This is a genomic window from Xanthomonas fragariae (assembly GCF_017603965.1).
GTDB classification, from domain to species: Bacteria; Pseudomonadota; Gammaproteobacteria; order Xanthomonadales; family Xanthomonadaceae; genus Xanthomonas; species Xanthomonas fragariae_A.
In genome coordinates, this window is the sequence record NZ_CP071955.1 from 2,915,772 (window position 1) to 2,934,094 (window position 18,323).

15 protein-coding genes, 2 pseudogenes and 1 riboswitch are annotated in these 18,323 nt (G+C 62.0%); of the genes and pseudogenes, 9 read left to right on the forward strand and 8 right to left on the reverse strand.

Annotation, left to right across the window (positions count from 1 at the left end):
• Positions 1–6 precede the first annotated feature (6 nt).
• Positions 7–576 carry a YceI family protein gene (locus J5I97_RS13805; protein ID WP_208587131.1) on the forward strand — a complete coding sequence of 190 codons (570 nt, stop codon included), beginning with the start codon at positions 7–9 and terminating at the stop codon, positions 574–576.
• 195 nt (positions 577–771) lie between these two features.
• Here the strand turns inward: J5I97_RS13805 and J5I97_RS13810 are convergent, their stop codons facing one another.
• Positions 772–1,005, reverse strand: a complete 234-nt coding sequence (locus tag J5I97_RS13810; RefSeq protein ID WP_208587133.1) for a glutaredoxin family protein — start codon at positions 1,003–1,005, stop codon at positions 772–774.
• Between the two features lie 86 nt (positions 1,006–1,091).
• On the opposite strand from J5I97_RS13810, the pseudogene J5I97_RS13815 reads away from it, so the two are divergent.
• A pseudogene (locus J5I97_RS13815) lies at positions 1,092–2,212 on the forward strand (L-serine ammonia-lyase); the annotation flags it as partial.
• Positions 2,213–3,272: 1,060 nt separating this feature from the next.
• A complete protein-coding gene (locus tag J5I97_RS13820) occupies positions 3,273–4,268 on the forward strand; it encodes an alpha/beta fold hydrolase (protein ID WP_208587135.1) in 996 nt (331 codons plus the stop codon).
• A 184-nt stretch (positions 4,269–4,452) separates the two neighbouring features.
• On the opposite strand, the gene J5I97_RS13825 is transcribed toward J5I97_RS13820, so the two are convergent.
• Genes J5I97_RS13825 through metX form a run of 3 tightly spaced genes read right to left on the reverse strand, consistent with a single transcriptional unit; the run spans position 4,453 to position 7,783 of the window.
• Complete coding sequence (locus J5I97_RS13825) at positions 4,453–5,541, reverse strand: homoserine dehydrogenase (RefSeq protein ID WP_208587137.1); 1,089 nt, start codon at positions 5,539–5,541, stop codon at positions 4,453–4,455.
• Positions 5,538–6,755, reverse strand: a complete 1,218-nt coding sequence (locus J5I97_RS13830) for an O-succinylhomoserine (thiol)-lyase (RefSeq protein WP_208587139.1) — start codon at positions 6,753–6,755, stop codon at positions 5,538–5,540. Before J5I97_RS13830 ends, J5I97_RS13825 begins: the two co-directional genes overlap by 4 nt.
• A complete protein-coding gene (metX, locus tag J5I97_RS13835; protein WP_208587141.1) occupies positions 6,752–7,783 on the reverse strand; it encodes a homoserine O-succinyltransferase MetX in 1,032 nt (343 codons plus the stop codon). The genes J5I97_RS13830 and metX overlap by 4 nt, the downstream gene beginning before the upstream one ends.
• Before the next feature lie 72 nt (positions 7,784–7,855).
• Positions 7,856–7,975, reverse strand: a riboswitch (SAM riboswitch).
• 128 nt (positions 7,976–8,103) lie between these two features.
• Between metX and J5I97_RS13840 the strand changes: the two are divergent.
• The 4 genes and pseudogenes from J5I97_RS13840 to J5I97_RS13855 all read left to right on the forward strand — a co-directional run.
• A pseudogene (locus J5I97_RS13840) lies at positions 8,104–8,535 on the forward strand (M23 family peptidase); the annotation flags it as partial.
• A gap of 85 nt (positions 8,536–8,620) precedes the next feature.
• Positions 8,621–10,225 carry a peptide chain release factor 3 gene (locus tag J5I97_RS13845; RefSeq protein ID WP_208587142.1) on the forward strand — a complete coding sequence of 535 codons (1,605 nt, stop codon included), beginning with the start codon at positions 8,621–8,623 and terminating at the stop codon, positions 10,223–10,225.
• 75 nt (positions 10,226–10,300) lie between these two features.
• Entirely contained in the window at positions 10,301–10,945 is a 645-nt protein-coding gene (trhA, locus tag J5I97_RS13850) for a PAQR family membrane homeostasis protein TrhA (RefSeq protein ID WP_208587143.1), read from the forward strand.
• Positions 10,946–11,045: 100 nt separating this feature from the next.
• A complete protein-coding gene (locus tag J5I97_RS13855) occupies positions 11,046–12,959 on the forward strand; it encodes an AsmA family protein (protein WP_208591745.1) in 1,914 nt (637 codons plus the stop codon).
• A gap of 156 nt (positions 12,960–13,115) precedes the next feature.
• Here the strand turns inward: J5I97_RS13855 and J5I97_RS13860 are convergent, their stop codons facing one another.
• Genes J5I97_RS13860 through mtgA form a run of 3 tightly spaced genes read right to left on the reverse strand, consistent with a single transcriptional unit; the run spans position 13,116 to position 15,290 of the window.
• A complete protein-coding gene (locus tag J5I97_RS13860) occupies positions 13,116–13,544 on the reverse strand; it encodes a CBS domain-containing protein (RefSeq protein WP_208587144.1) in 429 nt (142 codons plus the stop codon).
• Positions 13,504–14,556 (reverse strand): glycosyltransferase family 2 protein, encoded by a 1,053-nt coding sequence (locus J5I97_RS13865; protein WP_208587145.1) that lies wholly within the window; start codon positions 14,554–14,556, stop codon positions 13,504–13,506. The genes J5I97_RS13860 and J5I97_RS13865 overlap by 41 nt, the downstream gene beginning before the upstream one ends.
• The gene (gene mtgA, locus J5I97_RS13870; RefSeq protein ID WP_208587146.1) at positions 14,553–15,290 is read right to left on the reverse strand and encodes a monofunctional biosynthetic peptidoglycan transglycosylase; all 738 of its coding nucleotides are present in this window, start codon (positions 15,288–15,290) and stop codon (positions 14,553–14,555) included. Before mtgA ends, J5I97_RS13865 begins: the two co-directional genes overlap by 4 nt.
• A 73-nt stretch (positions 15,291–15,363) precedes the next feature.
• On the opposite strand from mtgA, the gene J5I97_RS13875 reads away from it, so the two are divergent.
• On the forward strand, positions 15,364–16,254 hold the full coding sequence (locus tag J5I97_RS13875; RefSeq protein WP_208587147.1) for an Hsp33 family molecular chaperone HslO: 891 nt from the start codon (positions 15,364–15,366) through the stop codon (positions 16,252–16,254).
• Between the two features lie 170 nt (positions 16,255–16,424).
• Entirely contained in the window at positions 16,425–17,261 is an 837-nt protein-coding gene (locus J5I97_RS13880) for a hypothetical protein (protein ID WP_208587149.1), read from the forward strand.
• Positions 17,262–17,590: 329 nt separating this feature from the next.
• Here the strand turns inward: J5I97_RS13880 and J5I97_RS13885 are convergent, their stop codons facing one another.
• A complete protein-coding gene (locus tag J5I97_RS13885; RefSeq protein WP_208587150.1) occupies positions 17,591–18,199 on the reverse strand; it encodes a TetR/AcrR family transcriptional regulator in 609 nt (202 codons plus the stop codon).
• Positions 18,200–18,323 lie beyond the last annotated feature (124 nt).

Below are 18,323 nucleotides of genomic sequence, written 5' to 3' on the forward strand. Positions count from 1 at the left end.
TTGCACATGTCGTCCAAGTTGTTTGCCTCTCCGCTGCTAATTGCTACCGCATTGGTTGCCACTTTCGCCGCAGCGCCGGTGCTTGCCGCCGATTACGTCCAGGCGCCCGGCTCGTCGCTGGTGTTTGCCAGCAAGTACGACGGCGAAGTGTTCACCGGCAGTTTCCCGCGCTTCGACACCACGCTGAGCTTCGATCCGACCAACCTGGCTGGTGCCAAACTGGATGTACGCATTGCGCTGGCCGGTGCCAAGAGCGGCAACGACGACCGCGATTCGACCCTGCAGGGGCCGGATTTCTTCAATGTCGCCAAGTTCGCCACCGCGCGTTATCGCGCAGACAAGTTTCGTGCACTCGGCGGCAACCAGTACGCCGCCGACGGTACGCTGGAGCTGCGCGGCGTCAGCAAGCCGGTCACGCTCACCTTTACCTGGACTTCCGGCGCGCAGCCGGTGCTGGCAGGCAAGGCAGTGGTGAAACGGCTGGACTTCGCCGTGGGCAGCGGCGACTGGGCCGATACCAAGACCATTCCCAACGAAACCGCGATCAGCACCAAGGTCGTGTTGAAGACGAAGTAACGCCACCGGCCGCAACCGGACGCGGCCATCGAACGGCGGATTAGCTCGTCAGCTCAGCCGTTTTTTTGTGCCCTGGCGGTGGATGACACCGCACGACAGCTAGACCAGGTATCCATCTCAAGGACGGCGATGCGCACTCACACCACGCCCGGTGCGGAACAACGGCACAGGCACAGGCACAGGCACAGGCACATATCAACGCACAGCGGCATCCAGCCACGCACGCAAACGCTGCCAATCGAACGGCCAAGCCAACTCGCGACCAAGCGCATCGCGCAGCACCGGAACGCGCTCACCATAAGCGAGTTCAAGCGCCGCATCGTCATCGATAAAGACGCTGCTGAACTCGCCTGCGCGCGCCTGCACCAGCACTTCCACGGCCTGGTCGCACAGGTGGCAAGCGTCGCGCTGATAGAGAATCAAGGCCATCGCACATCCCTCAATGCTGCGCTGCAGCCGTGCCGCAATTGCTGGCCGACTAGAATAGCCGCCTTCCGCTCACCTCTTCGGCAAGCATGTCTGTTGGCACGTTCGACCTGTTCAAGATCGGCATCGGTCCGAGTTCCTCACACACGGTGGGTCCGATGCGCGCCGCCGAGCGCTTCGTGCACGGCTGGCTGCTCGACGCCGGACGCCTGCAGGACGTGGTGCGCATCCGTGCCGAAATGTTTGGTTCGCTGGCCTTGACCGGCCGCGGCCATGGCACCGACAGGCCGTGTTGCTCGGATTGGAAGGCCACCGCCCGAATCTGATCAACCCGGACATCATCCCCGCCACGCTGGAGCGCATCCGCGCCAGCAAGCGCATCAGCTTGATGGGCCAGCACACCATCGCTTTCGACGAAAAACCCGATCTGCCGATGAACAAGCGGCAGAAACTACCGCACCACACCAACGGCATGCGCTTCACCGCCTACGATGCCGATGACGGTGTGATCGCCACGCGCCATTACTGCTCCGTCGGCGGTGGCTTTGTGGTCAACCAGGACAACGCCGACGACGACCGCATCGTGGCCGACGAAACACCGCTGCCCTATTCGTTCCTCAACGGCGACGAACTGCCGGCGCAGTGCGCGCGTAGCGGCCTGAGCATTGCCGCGCTCATATTCGAAAACGAAAAAAGCTGGCGTAGCAAAGACGAAATCCGCGCGGGCCTGCGCCAACTATGGAATGCGATGCAATCCTGTGTGGGGCGCGGCATCCGTGAAGAAGGCACGCTGCCTGGCGGCTTGAACGTTTCGCGGCGCGCACCGGCAATGTATCGCGAACTTGCGTCAAAACCGGAAGCGGCGATGCGCGATCCGTTGACCACGCTGAATTAGGTCAATCTTTACGCACTCGCTATCAACGAAGAGAACGCAGCCGGCGATCGCGTGGTCACTGCGCCGACCATCGGCATGCAGCACAACCTCGGCCTCGCCTGGGACCCGATCGGCGGGCTGGTGCAGATCGCGTGCATCGAACGCAACGCGATGGTCGCAGTCAAGGCGATCAACGCTAGCCGCATGGCCATGCGCGGCGACGGCAAGCACAAGATGTCGCTGGACAAAGTCATCAAGACAATGGGCGACACCGGCCGCGATATGCGGGACAAATACAAGGAAACCAGCCGTGGCGGCCTGGCAGTGGACGTGATCGGCCGAGCCCGCGTTGGGGGCGCATCAGCTCGTCTCCGACGATGCCAGCGACGATGCGACATCCGCGCGGCTTCTTGCAAGTTCCAAAAGATGACCAATCAGCGCGGATGCATTGTCGCCATGGCCGCTGGCCGCACGCCAAAGATCAGGATCCAAGCGCATTTTCTGTTCCGTCGCAATATGATGCAGATCCTTGGCAAGCGCGTTCAATTCAGCCTCGCTCATCTCGAACTCGCCTTGCTCTTCCCCGGATATGGTGACCAAATCCAGCGCCTCGTACAAACACGCTTCACTCGTTCCCAATTCTTTTGCCCTGCCAGCGACCGTGACAGGTCGTGAGGAAAGCACTGATGCATACCAGCGCGCGCTGCTTTGGGCATATCGCGCCATCTGCTCGACGCCGCGTAGCCCGATATGCCCCACAAGACCGCAGCCACCCGCGATCGCCCAGCAGGCTCGCACGTTTGGATCGTTTCTGGCGATGCTGTACGCAAACAAGGCCGGAGCTAGACGCATCGCGCTATTGGGGACCACGCGTAAGGTAGCAGCTGTGGTTGCGACACTCTCTGCAACGCGCTCGCCAAGAGACGCGCGCGGGGGCCGAAAAGGTGCCGGATGCACGGGCCGCCGTGGAAAACTTCGCGCCAATTGCGCATTGACGTGGTGGTCGACTTGCTGAGGCAACACGTGGCCTCCATGCTCGGCAGATGAGTGGGCATCGTGTGTCGCCTCTGTTTTGCCAGTGCGCGAAAATGGCATCAATGTGGTTGGCCTCATCAGCATGCCTCCTGCTCAACGATTAGGTTCGATGCATTCAAACCCGATTCGAAGATGCAGTCCGCCTAAGCTCTGAAATGCGTGCGCGTTGAGCGAAACAGAACTAGGCTCCCTACCGAGCATCTGCAAGTACATGGCCAGCTTACCCACCGCAGCACGACCTACGCAGCAAACTGGTCCGCCATTGCACGCGCACCAGCACACGCACACGCACTGATGCGTTGTACGCAATCACCACACCCACATGTGTACCGTTGCAGGCTGGATTCAGAAGGAAATTGCGATGCGACAGCTTGTGTGCACCCTCGCCCTTGCCATGGCCTGCAGCCCGCTGATGGCGCGGGAAACCAGTTACGGCCCGCGCCTGGAAGGCTTCGACTACCCATACCCGGTCAAGACCTACGCGTTCACCTCGCAACAGCAGCCGCTGGAAATGGCGTACCTGGATGTCGCGCCCACCGGCAAGCCCAACGGACATACCACCGTACTGCTGCATGGCAAGAATTTCTGCGCAGCCACCTGGGAACAGGCCATCGCCGCGTTGAGCCAGGCCGGCTACCGCGTCATCGCGCCGGACCAAGTGGGCTTTTGCAAATCCAGCAAGCCTGCCGCCTATCAATTTTCGTTCGCGCAGCTGGCCGACAACACGCATGCATTGCTGGAAAAATTAGGCATCGAACGCGCGTTGGTGGTCGGACATTCGATGGGCGGCATGCTCGCGATCCGTTATGCGCTGATGTACCCGCAAGCCACCGAGCATCTGGCACTGGTCGACCCGATCGGCCTGGAAGACTGGAAGGCCGAAGGCATTCCGTGGCGCAGCGTCGATGCCTGGTATGACAACGAACTGAAGACCAGCTTGGAAGGGATCAAGAAATATCAAATGGACGTGTACTACGCTGGCCAATGGAAGCCAGAGTTCGAACGCTGGGCGCGCATGCAGGCGGGCATGTATCTGGGCAACGGCAGGCAGGCGGTGGCATGGAATCAGGCGCTGACCTACGACATGGTGTTCAACCAGCCGGTGGTGTACGAGCTGCCCAAGCTGGCGGTGCCGACGACGCTGTTCATCGGCCTCAAGGACCGCACCGCGATCGGCAAGGACACTGCGCCCCCAGAGGTCAAGGCGCGCGTCGGCGATTATGCAAAGTTGGGCCAGCGTGCTGCTCAAGCGATTCCGAACGTGAAACTGGTCGAGTTCGCCGACCTTGGGCACTCGCCGCAGATGCAGGATGCGAAACGCTTCAATGCCGCATTATTGAAGGCGATTGCGCAGTGATTGGAGGCCAGGCATGACACACGGCCTGGGCAACTGCCGATTCCGAATACCGGCCACGCCCACCTGGCGATTGCGCAGTAGTTTTGTTAGCCGCTCTTATGTAAAGCGACAGGTTGATTGTCTGCGCAGGCAGTGACAGTCAGATCCACAGACAGGCCTTGCCTCTTTCTGGATCGTCCAATCGTCACCCCGCAACGATCCGCAGCACATCATCCAGCAACGCCGCTGCAGTCACTTCGGCGCCAGCGCCGGGCCCCTGGATCAATAACGGCTGTTGGCGATAGCGATCGCTACTGATGGCGACACGGTTATCGGTGCCGGAGCCACCGGCAAGCGGATGATCCAGCGCCAACTCACGCAGGCCGACGCTTGTCCCATGCGCATCCACGCGACCGACGAAGCGTAAGCAACGCCCTGCGGCGCGTGCCTGTTGCCAGCGTGCATCCACGCCCGCATTCAGTGCATCCATCTGCGTATCCAACTCGACAAGCGACAGCCTTGCGATGCTGGCCGGCACCAGCGATTCCACATGCACCTGCTCGGCCTCCAGCTGCCAACCGGCCGCACGCGCCAGGATCAACAACTTGCGCCGCACATCCTCGCCGGATAGATCGATCCGCGGGTCCGGCTCGGTGTAACCGACTGCCATCGCCTCACGCACGCACTCGGAAAACGCGCCACTGCCATCGTAGCGATGAAACAACCACCCCAACGATCCTGACAACACACCTTCGATCGAATGAATATGATCGCCGCCAGCCACCAGCGCGCGCACGCTGCTCAACACCGGCAGCCCAGCACCTACAGTCGCGCTATCGCCGTAGTGCGCACCACTGGCATGACGCGCCGCGTGCAATGCCTGCGCACGCGACAATGCGGTGCCCTGTGCCAGCTTGTTGGCAGTGACCACGTGCACACCACGCAACAGCCATTCGACGTGCCAATCGGCCACCACGTCGCTGGCGGTCGCGTCCACCAGCACATCGCCGGCATGCAGCGCAGCGGTTTGTGCCCACGGTTGCAACACCGCCTGGCCGCGCGGCGCGGCATTGGCCAGTTGCAGCGCCTGTTCTGCACTGACGCCACAGTCGTGAGCGATACGCGAATTGGCCAGCCAATCGAAGCGCGGCAAGCGCAGCTGGCGCTCCTGGAGCGCGGTATAGCGCGTCACGAAGGCGCGGCCCACGGTGCCAGTGCCAAGCAAGGCCAGGCGTGGCGTGGGCGTCACTGTTGCCGCCGACGCACGGCGCGAAACAGGCAGCACACTGCTCACGCGTCGACCTGTTTGCGGGTTGCAGTGGTCAGGGTCGCCTGGGCGCGTGCCAGCCCGGCGCGCAGATCGATCAGCAGGTCTTCGGCCGATTCGATACCGATCGACAACCGCAGCAAACCATCGGAAATACCGGCTGCAGCCCGTGCTTCAGCGGTCATCGCTACATGCGTCATCGATGCCGGATGCGCGATCAGGCTTTCCACACCGCCCAGCGATTCTGCCAGGGTGAAATAGCGCAAGCCGTCGACGAACGCGCGCACAGCAGCTTCGCCACCTTCCAGTTCAAAACTCATCATCGCGCCAAAACCCTTCTGCTGGCGCGCGGCCAATGCATGCCCCGGATGCGCCGCAAGACCCGGAAAATACACTTGATTGACCACCGCATGCCCGTCCAGCAATTCGGCAATTGCGTCGGCGTTTTCCTGATGCACGCGCAGACGTGCATCCAGCGTGCGCAGACCGCGCAAGGTGAGAAATGCATCGAACGGCGAGCCGGTCAGGCCCAGCGCATTGGCCCACCACACCAGTTGCCGATGCAACTCAGGGTCACGCGCAACCACCGCACCGCCCACCACATCGCTGTGGCCATTGATGTATTTGGTAGTGGAATGCAGCACCAGATCGGCGCCGAATTCCAACGGCTTTTGCAGTGCCGGCGACAGGAACGTGTTGTCTACCACCGTCAACGCACCAACCTTGTTCGCAGCTTCGATGACGAAACGCAGATCGGTGATGCGAAGCAAAGGATTGGACGGCGTCTCGATCAATACCAGCTTGGGCGAATGCGCCAACGCATCGGCCAGCGAGCGCGGGTCGGTGAGGTCGGCGGTGATCAGTGCGAAGTGGCCCTTCTTCGCCAGCGCGTTGAACAAGCGCCAACTGCCGCCGTACGCATCGTGTGGCACCACCAGTGTATCGCCGGGCTGCAGCAGCGCATTGAGCACCAGGGTGATCGCGCCCATGCCAGTGGAGGTGATCACACCGCCCGCGCCGCCTTCCAGCTCGGACAGCGCTTCGCCGAGCAGATCGCGGGTGGGATTGCCGCTGCGCGTGTAATCGTACTGGCGCTTGTTGCCGAAGCCATCGAAGGAGAAGTTCGACGACAGCACGATCGGCGGTGTCACCGCACCATAGGCGGTATCGCGATCGATACCGGCGCGGACGGCGGCAGTGGCAGCAGTACAAGGGGCGTCGGTGGGGTCACGAAAGCTCATGCGGTTTCTCCGGTGATGCGAAGGGCAGTAGTGAGGATCGCATCAATGCGATCGATTTCTTTGAGGAAGGCGTCATGGCCATAGGGCGAGCGCAACACCCGCAAACTACCGCGCGGGCTCAAGCCTTCGACAAGGCTGACCAGGTCGGCCAGCGGCACCAGACGATCACCCTCCACCGCCACCACGACGGTGGGCACGCGCACCTGCGCCGGGTCGATGCGATGCAGATCGATGGATTCGGACAAGCGCAAATACGCGTTCACCGGCGTACGTGCCACGTACTGCGCACCGGCGGCGTCGAGATAGTCTTCGGCCGCCACACGCACGCGGCCATTGATCACTTCCGGCGGCGCGTCGAAGCGCTCGCTGAATTCTTCCGGCGTGCGGTAGCTGAGCATGGCGAACTGCCGCGCCAGCGCCAACCCGTGATTTTCAGCGCATTGCAGCTGGCCCAGTGCCACCGCGCGGCGCTGCAATGCGCGCCACGCGGCAGCATACGGATGCGCGCGATGCGCACCGCTCACCGCGACCAAGGTGCCGACGCGCGCGGCATGGCGGATGGCCAATTGCAGACCGACCAAGGCACCGTACGAATAGCCGACATAGCCATGCAAGCGCGCAATCCCTAGCGCATCCAGCAATGCGGCGATCGCATCGGCCTGATCGGCAGTATCGATCGGCACGTCCAGCGTGCCGTCGGCGCCGAGGAAATCGAATGCCAGCAAGCGGCGCGATGCAGGATCCAGTGCGCGGCCGCTGCCGACTAGCCCATCCACCCAGCCCTTCTCGGGAAACAGCGCACTGGCGGCAAGATGGCGGTGCGCAGAAATACCGCCGGCCACGAACACCACCGGCGCATTGGCCGCGCCAACCAATTCGTAGCGCAGCCGCACCTCGCGCATGCCGGCATACCGCATCGGCAAGGCAACGACAAGATCGCCGCGCACGACAATCGTACCCTCATCAGTGACGGCGGATGAATAGGTGTAATCGTTAGTAGACGGCGATACTGTATTCACGAGGCTCATGGCGATGTCCAGGGTGGATCGGCCATCGAGCTTCGACGGGAGCTCGCGTTCGACGTGCCCAGGGCACGAGTCGAACCATCTTTCGGCAGACGCGACGTCCCCGCAGGATTTGGCACCAAACGCGGGCGCTTGCGCGCTCCGCTGGCTGCCCCGGCATCAAAGGGCCTGTCCCTCCGCCGGTCTCGATGGTGAGGCCAAGATGCCACCGCCGTTGTACGATGTCAATCGCTTCATGCGGATGGAAAGATATATTTTCATCCGATACCACCAGCTTCGTGACGAGCCGCATACTTGCGCCCTTCTTGGTCCGAGTCGATGGCGTGCCTCAGCACGTACCCCGCACCGCCCTGCACGCACTCGCCTTGGCATATGTCGGTGCGCTGCTGACCTGTACGACATCGACCGCTGCGCAGCAGCGCTGGCATTGGACCGGAGCTGCGGGCACGACCTCGCCAGGCGCAACGACGTCGCAGATAGCGCCCGTACCCGCCGGCAGCGACCCATCACTGCAACTGGAATGGCAGGCACCTGCCTGGCCTGGGGCCTCAATCCACTGGTGGCGGGGCCTGAACTCGATGTGGTGCCCGGCGATCCACAGGCACACCCGCAGCCAGTGCACTACCAGCTCCCGTTCCGCGAGGTTCCGGTGCAGGTAGATCAGGGCTTGGGCGGGTACTTCAGTCATACCGACCGACCCAACTGGTGCGGTGGACTTGGCAATGCCGCAGGGCACGCCCGTGCTGGCAGCGCGCGCGCGTAAAGGCCCGCCCCACCGAAGCCGCTATAATCGTCTGCTTCCTCAGTTTCCGCAGGCGTCCGACCGGGCGCGCTCAGTCCATGTCCGACGTCTCCAACGAAGCCGCGCGCCGCCGCACCTTCGCCATCATTTCCCACCCCGATGCCGGCAAAACCACGCTGACCGAAAAGCTGTTGCTGTTCGGCGGTGCGATCCAGATGGCCGGCTCGGTCAAGGGCCGCAAGGCTGCGCGTCACGCCACTTCGGACTGGATGGCACTGGAAAAGGAGCGCGGCATCTCGGTGACCTCCTCGGTGATGCAGTTCCCGTACGAAGGCAAGATCGTCAATCTGCTCGACACTCCCGGCCATGCCGATTTCGGCGAGGACACTTATCGGGTGCTGACCGCGGTCGACTCGGCGTTGATGGTCATCGACGTCGCCAAGGGCGTGGAAGAACGCACCATCAAGCTGATGGAAGTCTGCCGCCTACGCGACACGCCCATCATGACCTTCATCAACAAGCTCGATCGCGAGGGCAAGAATCCGATCGATCTGCTGGATGAAGTCGAGACCGTGCTCGGCATCCAGTGCGCACCGGTGACCTGGCCGATCGGCATGGGCCAGCGTTTGAAGGGCGTGGTGCATCTGATCACCGGCGAAGTGCATCTGTACGAACAGGGCCGCAACTTCACCCGCCAGGACTCGACCATCTTCCCGTCGCTGGATGCGCCGGGCCTGGTCGAGAAAATCGGCAAGCAGATGCTGGCCGAGCTGCGCGATGAATTGGAACTGGTGCAAGGCGCCAGCAATCCGTTCGATCTGGAGGCATATCGCGCCGGCCAGCAGACCCCGGTGTTCTTCGGCTCGGGCGTCAATAACTTCGGCGTGCAGCCGCTGCTGGATTTCTTTATCGAACACGCACCGCAACCGCAGGCGCGCGACACCACCGGTCGTCGCGTGCAGCCCACCGAAGCCAAACTCAGCGGCTTCGTGTTCAAGATCCAGGCCAACATGGACCCGCAGCATCGCGACCGTGTGGCCTTCATGCGCGTGTGTTCGGGCAAGTTCACCGCCGGCATGAAGACCCTGCACGTGCGCAGCGGCAAGGACGTCAAGCTGGCCAATGCGTTGACCTTCATGGCCTCCGATCGCGAGATCGCCGCCGAAGCCTGGCCGGGCGATGTCATCGGCATCCACAACCACGGCACCATCTCCATCGGCGACACCTTCACCGAAGGCGAATCGCTGTCGTTCACCGGCATTCCCAACTTCGCACCGGAACTGTTCCGCCGCGCGCGCCTGCGCGATCCGCTCAAGCTCAAGCAGTTGCAAAAGGGCCTGGCGCAGCTGTCCGAAGAAGGCGCTACCCAGTTCTTCCGCCCGTTGATGAGCAACGATCTGATCCTGGGCGCAGTTGGCGTGCTGCAGTTCGACGTAGTGGCCTACCGGCTCAAGGACGAGTACGGCGTGGATGCGATCTTCGAACCGGTGAGCGTGACCACTGCGCGCTGGGTGCATTGCGACAACGCCAAGAAGCTGGAGGAGTTCCGCGAGAAAAATGCCGGTAATCTGGGCATCGACGCGGCCGGTCAGCTGGTGTATCTCGCACCGACCCGGGTCAACCTGCAACTGGCCCAGGAACGTGCGCCGGATGTTCGCTTCTCGGCCACGCGCGAGCATGCGCACGCCAAGGCGATCGATTGACCTGCGCTTGAACCGATGCAAGGAAACGCAACTGCTGGCGATGCGAATTGCTCGCAATTACGGTACCTTTTTGGCATGAACGCAGATGCCTCCCCCTCGATCGACCTGCGCGATGAGATCGCCAGTGCCGTAACCCACGGCCTGGGTGCAATTGCCGCCTTGGCCGGTGGCTCGGTGCTGATCACGCTGGCGGCCATCTATGGAGATCGCTGGCAGCTAGCCACCTCCATCGTCTTCAGTGCGACGCTGATCCTGCTCTACGTCGCCTCCACGCTGTTTCATGCCATCCCGCATCCGGGCACCAAAGCGCGCCTGCAGATACTAGATCACTGCGCGATCTATCTATTGATCGCCGGCACCTACACGCCCTTTACGCTGATCAATCTGCGCGACTCTTGGGGGTGGGGATTGTTTGCCGCCATCTGGACGATTGCCGCCGCAGGGGTGATCTTCAAACTGTTTTTCACCGGCCGCTTTCGCCTGCTGTCGACGGTGCTGTATCTGGCAATGGGCTGGCTGATCGTCGTGGCGATCCAACCATTGCTAAGCTCTGTCGATGCCTGGTCGTTGTGCTGGCTGCTGGCCGGCGGGCTCTTCTATACGTTGGGCACGTATTTCTACCAACGCGACACACAACGGTATTTCCATGCAATCTGGCATCTGTTCGTGCTTGCCGGTAGCGCTTGCCACTTCGTTGCAGTCATCGCGCAGGTGGTGTGATCTGTGATGTTCGGCGCGTTCGCGCGCCTTGCACGAGGCATCGCCAACCATTGGTCACGTGAACGACCCGACCAAATCCTCTGCTGCCCCGTCCTCCCACATGCCACGTCGTCGACGTTGGTGGATCGGGCTCGGCATCGTCGCCACCATCGTGGTGATCTTCGTGCTCGTGTTCGATTGGAACTGGTTACGCGGCCCGGTCGAACGCGTGGTCAGCGCCAAGATCGGTCGCGAGTTTCACCTCGGTCATCTGAACGTCGATCTCGGCAGCACGACGACGGTGCGCGGCGAGCGAATGCGTCTGGCCAATGCGCAGTGGTCCAAACGCGGCCCCATGGCCGAGTTGAATTCGGCGGAAATCGATGTCGAACTGTGGCCTCTGCTGCGCGGCAAAGTGCGTTTGCCGGAAATCCGCCTGGAGCACCCGAGCGTGGTGCTGGAAGCCGGCAACGCTACCCATCCTGGCAACTGGGTCTTCGACCAGAACGATAGCGACGTGACGATGCCACGCCTGGGCCGGCTGCTGGTGGACAATGGGCGACTGCAATACATCGACGACGCCAATCGCTCGGACGTAGATGTCGCGATCGACAGCCTGGCTCCACCAAACAGTGATCAGCGCGCGGCCCCGATCGGCATCGATGGCAAAGGCCGCTGGAAGGGCTACCCCTTCACACTCGAGGGAGATACCGCCTCACCGCTGGAACTGAGCCAAAGCGAACATCCGTTCCGCATCGACCTGCGCGGCAGTGCCGGCGCCACGCGGACACATGTGCGCGGCACGCTGACCAATCCATTCCGTTTTCAGGTCATCGATCTGCAAATGGCGCTCAGCGGCCAAGACATGCAAGACCTGTATCCGCTGACCGGCGTGGCCATGCCATCGACACCGCCGTACAAGCTCGATGGCCGCCTGCGTCGCGACGGCGATGTCTGGCACTATGAAAAATTTACCGGGACCGCTGGCGACAGCGATCTGTCAGGCACTGCGGAAGTCGACCTGCGCAACAAGCGTCCGTTCCTGCGCGCGGACCTGGCTTCCAAACGGCTTGATTTCGATGACTTGGCCGGCTTTGTCGGTGCACCACCCAAGACCAGTGCCAACGAGTCGGCCAATGCCGAACAGAAAAAGCAAGCTGCGCAACTGGCTGCCAGCGCACGTGTCTTGCCGAGTACGCCATACGACTTGTCCAAACTGCGTGCGATGGATGCGCAAGTGCGTTGGCGTGCGCAGCGCATCAATGCCCCCTCTTGGCCACTGGAAGACATGGATGCCTCGTTGAGCTTGAAAGGCGGCCTGCTGCAGCTGGACCCGCTCAACTTCGGCGTTGCTGGTGGCGATATCCGTTCCACCATCAAAATGGACGCGCGCAACGCGATCATCACCACGCAATTGAAAGCTGGCATTAGCGGCATTCGTCTGGATCAGCTGTTTCCCGATGTCACCTTGGCAAAACAGGCTTCTGGCGCAATCGGCGGCGAACTGGATCTGCGCGGTCGTGGCAACTCGATCGCCGCCATGCTCGGCACTGCCGATGGCGCGATCGGCGTCGGCATGGGCCACGGCCACGTCGGCAACCTGATCATGGAGCTCGCTGGCCTGGATATTGCCGAATCGTTGAAATACCTGATGACCAAAGACCGTCAGATACCGGTGCGCTGCATCTTCGGCGACTTCGGCGTGCAGGACGGCCTGATGCAATCGCGCGCATTGGCCTTCGATAGCACCGACACCATCATCGTCGGCGACGGCAATATCAGCCTCAAAAATGAAACACTCGATCTGCTGCTGCGCCCACGCCCGAAGGACCGTAGCATTCTGAGCCTGCGCTCACCGCTGCGGATCGGCGGAACCTTCAAGGATCCGACCTTCCGCCCTGACTTCAAGGCGCTGGGCGTGCGCGGTGCGATTGCAATTGCACTCGGCAGCATCGCGCCGCCGGCCGCCTTACTGGCGACCTTCGAGCCGGGCCCGGGCAAGGACAGCGATTGTGGTGGCAAGTACGCGCAGTAAGAGTGGCCGGCAGACCTGCGCGGTCGCCGACTGATATTGCAGTGCTGGAACCGGGCGACTTGTATGCTCCGGTTCCAGGCTTGGCTAGTGCCAAGCGTGGCAGCCCCAATGACCGCTCATTATGTCCTGCAAGCAGCTCTCACTGCGACATGCGCTTCAACTGGCGATATAACGCTGCAATTGATCGATGTCACGCTGCTGCGTCGCGATCACCGCCTTGACCAGATCGCCGATCGAAATCACCCCCTGCACGCGGCCGTTTTCGATCACCGGCAAATGTCGGAAACGTCCGTCGGTCATCAGTCGCATGCAGTGCTCCACCGTGTCCGATGGCGATACCGTCACCACCTCGGCGCTCATGATTTCGGCAACGCTGGTGGTCGAGGAGGAGCGATCGCGCAACACGATTTTGCGCGCGTAATCGCGCTCGGACACGATGCCGACCAAGCGCGGCCCGTCCATCACCAGCACCGCACCGATGCCCTTGTCGGCCATCAAGCTGATCGCTTCGATCACTGCAGCATCGGCCGCAACCGCGAATACCTCAACCTGTTTGGTCCCCAACAATTGTCGTACGGTCTGCATGGCACCCTCCGCGCTTGGTCTGGTGATCGCAGACTACTCCCACTATGCCGCGGTGGGTATCGACCAGATATAGCGGGCGCTGCTTGGCCTCGTCGTACAACCGGCCCAGGTATTCGCCGATCAGGCCCAACGCAATCAGCTGGATACCACCCAGAAACAGGATCACCGACATCATGGTCGGCCAACCGGCTACCGGATCGCCCATCAGCGCTGCCTTGATCACCACCCAGCCACCGAATAAAAATGCGACCACCGCGGTGAGCAGCCCCAGATACGTGGCCGCACGCAGCGGTAGCGTGGAAAAACTGGTGATGCCATCCAGCGCAAAATTCCACAACCGCCACACCGTGAACTTGCTGCGCCCCGATAGCCGAGGCGCACGCCGATAAGGTAACGCAACCTGGCGAAATCCGACCCAGCCAAACAGCCCTTTCATAAAACGATGGCGCTCGCGCAACTGCTGCAAGGCCTGCACCACACGTGGCGACAACAAGCGAAAGTCACCGGTATCGGCAGGGATCGGCGTGCGCGATAACCGTCGGATCACGCGATAGAACGCATGCGCGGCACTGCGCTTGAGCCAGCTCTCGCCTTCGCGAAAAATCCGCGTACCAAAGATGTTGTCGTAACCCGTACGCCACAGCGCGACGAATTCCGGAATCAGTTCCGGCGGATCCTGGCCATCGGCGTCGAGCAGCACGGCCGCACCCGGCAACACATGATCCAGGCCTGCGGAAATCGCCACCTCCTTGCCAAAATTACGCGACAGCCGCACCGCGCTCACCCGCATATCGGCGTCGGCGAGCGCCTGCACCACGTCCCAGGTGCCATCGGTGCTACCGTCGTCGACATACAGCACGTGCGTCTGCAATTCGCTCAATCCCACAAGCACCTCGCACAGGCGCGGGTGCAGCAAGGGAATGCTGGCTTCTTCGTTATAGGCTGCGATAACCACCGTGAGGCGATCTGCTGCAACCGGCAACTGCGTTGCCTCGAACGTATGCACGCTCACGGTGCCTGCAGATACGCAGCGCCGCCCAACTGCCGCGCCTGCCGTTGCACCCACGCGGCTCGCCGTTGTACGTAAGCACCGGGGCGGCGCGCGTCATAGCGACGTGGCGAGGGCAACACCGCCGCCAAACATGCGGATTCGGCCGGCAACAAGCCCGCTGCATCCTTGCCCCAGAACTGCCGCGCGGCAGCTTGTGCGCCGTACACCCCATCGCCGAACTCGGCCACGTTGAGATACATCTCCAGAATCCGCTGCTTGGGCCAGAACAACTCGATCAGCATCGTGTACCAAGCCTCCAGAATCTTGCGTACCCAACTGCGGCCCTGCCACAGGAATACATTCTTGGCGACCTGCTGGCTGATCGTGCTCGCCCCGCGCATGCGCCCGCCGCGGGCGTTGTGATCGCGCGCCTTTTCGATGGCATGCAGATCGAAGCCATGGTGAACAGGAAACTGCTGATCTTCCGCAGCCACCACCGAAATCGGCAAGCTAGCGGCGATCGCGTCATAGTCACGCCATTGCTGATGCAGCGAAAAACTCCAGTCGCCCTCGCTCCAGGCTTCCAGATAGCGCCCCACCATCATGCTGCTGATCGGTGGATCGGCCACTCGCAGTACCAGCACCTGCAACACGCTCGCCGCGGCGAACAGCAGCGGTGCTGCCAACATCCAGCGCAGCCAGCGCTTGCGCCGCAGTGGCGCCACCAGCTTGCCATCCCATGCATCCGTCCCCATTGTTTGCTACGACCTTTCATACGGCGCTTGTTGCATTATCCGGCAACCGGCGTCCCTTACGTCCGATGTTTCCATGACCGATTACGATCAGCTTTCCCGTTTCCTGCTGCCTGCCGCCGGTGTGCGCGGTGTTCACGTACGCCTGACCCATGCCTGGCACGACATCCAGGGCGCAGCCGAGTACCCGCCGGCCGCACGCCGGTTGCTCGGCGAGGCAATCGTCGCTGCTGCATTGTTCACCGGCCATACCAAGGTCGGCGGGCGCCTGTCGGTGCAGTTGCGTGGTAACCAAACGCTGCGCACCTTGTTCGCCGAATGCACTGCGGCCGGCACCTTGCGCGGCATCGTGCAGCTGGCCGACGGTGCAGATGCACCCACCGACCTACGCAAGCTGGGCGAGGCGACCCTGCTGGCGATCACCATCGAAAACCCCGGCCTGGACCCGAGCGAACCGCAGCGCTACCAGAGCCTGGTCAGCATGCAGGCCCCTGACTTGGCCGCAGCCTTCGAAACCTACTTCCACCAGTCCGAGCAGCTACCGACCCGCCTGTTGCTGGCCGCAGGCCCGGACCAGGCGGCTGGCCTGTTGCTGCAGCAGCTGCCGGGCGACGAGGGCGACAATGACGGCTGGAGCCGCATCGGCGCGCTGTTCGACACCCTGGGCGCACCGGAACTGCTTTCGGTCGCTGGCGAAAAACTGCTGTACCGCTTGTTTCACGAGGAAGGTCCGCAACTGCTGGGCAGCAAACCGCTCAGCTTCGGCTGCTCTTGCTCGCGCGAGCGGGTCGCCTCGATGCTGCAATCCCTGGGCGAAAAAGAAGCACGTGCCGCCGCCGAGGCAACCGGCGATGTCGAGGTGCGCTGCGAATTCTGCGGCCGTGAGTATCACTTTCCGTTGACCGCGCTGGAGGTACTGTTCGGACCGGCGCGGCCGTCGCAAGAAGCGCCGGAAAGATTGCAGTAGATAGATTGCGGGTGCGTTCTGGGGAACGCGGCTACTTCTGGGGAACTTGGCTACTTGTTAAATAATCATAAAAGCCCTAGCATCCTCTTTGCCCGCTCTCGGGAACTTAACAACTGCCCCTGGGTCCAAACTCTGGTATGCGACACCTACTGCGCCTTCCGTTTGCTTTGATGGTTACCCTTGCGGCAGCCACGGGTGCACATGCGCAATCGGTATCCCAGCAGCTGCGTGAGAGCACCATCCTGCCGGTGTGGAACAAGGGCAGCGGCAAGGTGGAAGCTTTCCTGTACCTGGAGCCCACCGGTGAGCAAAAGGCCGGCGCACGTTGGCATTTCGGCCGCAATTCGTTGGATGCGGCGTTCGGCCTTACCTCCGGCGACTCGCTAGGCCTGCTCTGCAACAGCAGCCGCGGTACCAACATCAGTAGCCTCGCCAGTCATTGCCTGCTCGCAGGCATCGGCGATGACGAAGAAGACAGCGCCGCCGCCTCGCGCCGCGTGTCCGCCACGCTGGGCTTCAACCGTGGCGGCGCACGCGCTGGCGTCACCGCGGGCACCGGACGCGACACCCTGCCCGCCTGGTTGATCGGCGCCGACAAGGCACAGCTGACCCGTGTCGAACAGAACGACCTGACCGTGTTCGGCCAGAAGAACATCGGCCGCGAAGGCTTTGTTTCGATTGGCGGCACTTACGCCCGCGCGCGACTTGTGCCGCTGGCCGATGTCTCCCCGGCAATCGCCGACCAGTGGGACAGCAAGACCCTCAGCGTCGGCGGCGGCTACGGCGCTTTCAGCGCGAATGTCATCGGCCGCGTCGTCGACGTCCCCGGCCAGCCGGAGAAGTGGGAAGGCCTAGGCTTGGGTCTGACTTGGCGCACCCCCTGGAGCGGTCAGTTGACAGTCGGCGCGGAAAATGTGATCTCTCGCGGCAAGAATCCTTTTGCCCCAAGCAACGAGAGCAACAGCGACGGAACTGTTCCGTACGTCAGGTACGAGCAAGACCTGTAGCCAACTGATTTAAAAAGAATTTTTATGACGCCATCGGTTAACAGCCGGTGGCGTTTTTCGTTTCAGCCGTCGCCCCAGAATGGGGTTTCACAGCTTTCTTCTTTATTGTTCAACGAGACTTTAATTCCTCGTGCAGCGCATATACCATCGGTTCACCCTGACGTTTTGGATCCGCTTCTTTCGGAACCCCCGACAGGCAAACAACCCTTGGCAGTACCCAAGATCACTTGGAGAGAGAGCTTTAGAGCGACTAACAAAAAACTGCGGCTCAAAAGAGCCGCGGTTTTTTTGCCCGATGCCTACAGATCGAACTCGTTGAACTTTGAGTTTTATCCCGGAATCAACGTCTGAATCACATGCTCGACATAGGACTCGAACTCTTCGCGGGCCTGCTTGGGTTGCTGCAGTTGCAGCGAGAGTTGCAGGAAGCCGACGTAGGCGGCATAGGCCAGGCGGGCACGGTGTTGGGCGTCGGTGCGGGTGAGGCCGGCCTGGCGAAATGAGGCGATCAGGTAGTCGAGGCGGCGTTGCGAGACGCGGTCGATGACCGGGCGCACGGCCGGGTGGTCAAGGGCCTTGAGCAGTTCGCTGTAGATGACATGCGGTTTGACTTCGTGCGCGACCAGTTGAAACAGCGCACGCAGGCGGGCGCTCGGGTCGGGGACGTCTTCCAGGCTGCCAAAGACTTCCTCCTGTTCAAAGATTTCCCAGCGTTCCAGGGCTGCCTGCAGCAATGCATCGCGCGAGGGAAAGTGCCAATAAAAGCTGCCTTTGGTGACGCCGAGCCGGCGCGCGAGTGGCTCCACTGCAACCGCGCCGACGCCTTGTTCGGCGATCAGGTCCAGTGCGGCCTGTGCCCAATCGTCCGCGCGGAGGCGGTTGCCACGACCAGAACTGGCGCGGGGCATGGTAAGGCTGGAGTCGGTGATGTCGTTCATGGAGCGATTTAACCATACGCTCGGGTCAGTTGCAGTATGCATCACACAATCGACACATAAGCACAGCGATTCAATAGCTTAACCGGCCATACCACTGAGTATTGACAGCCGTCGGGCGCATCCA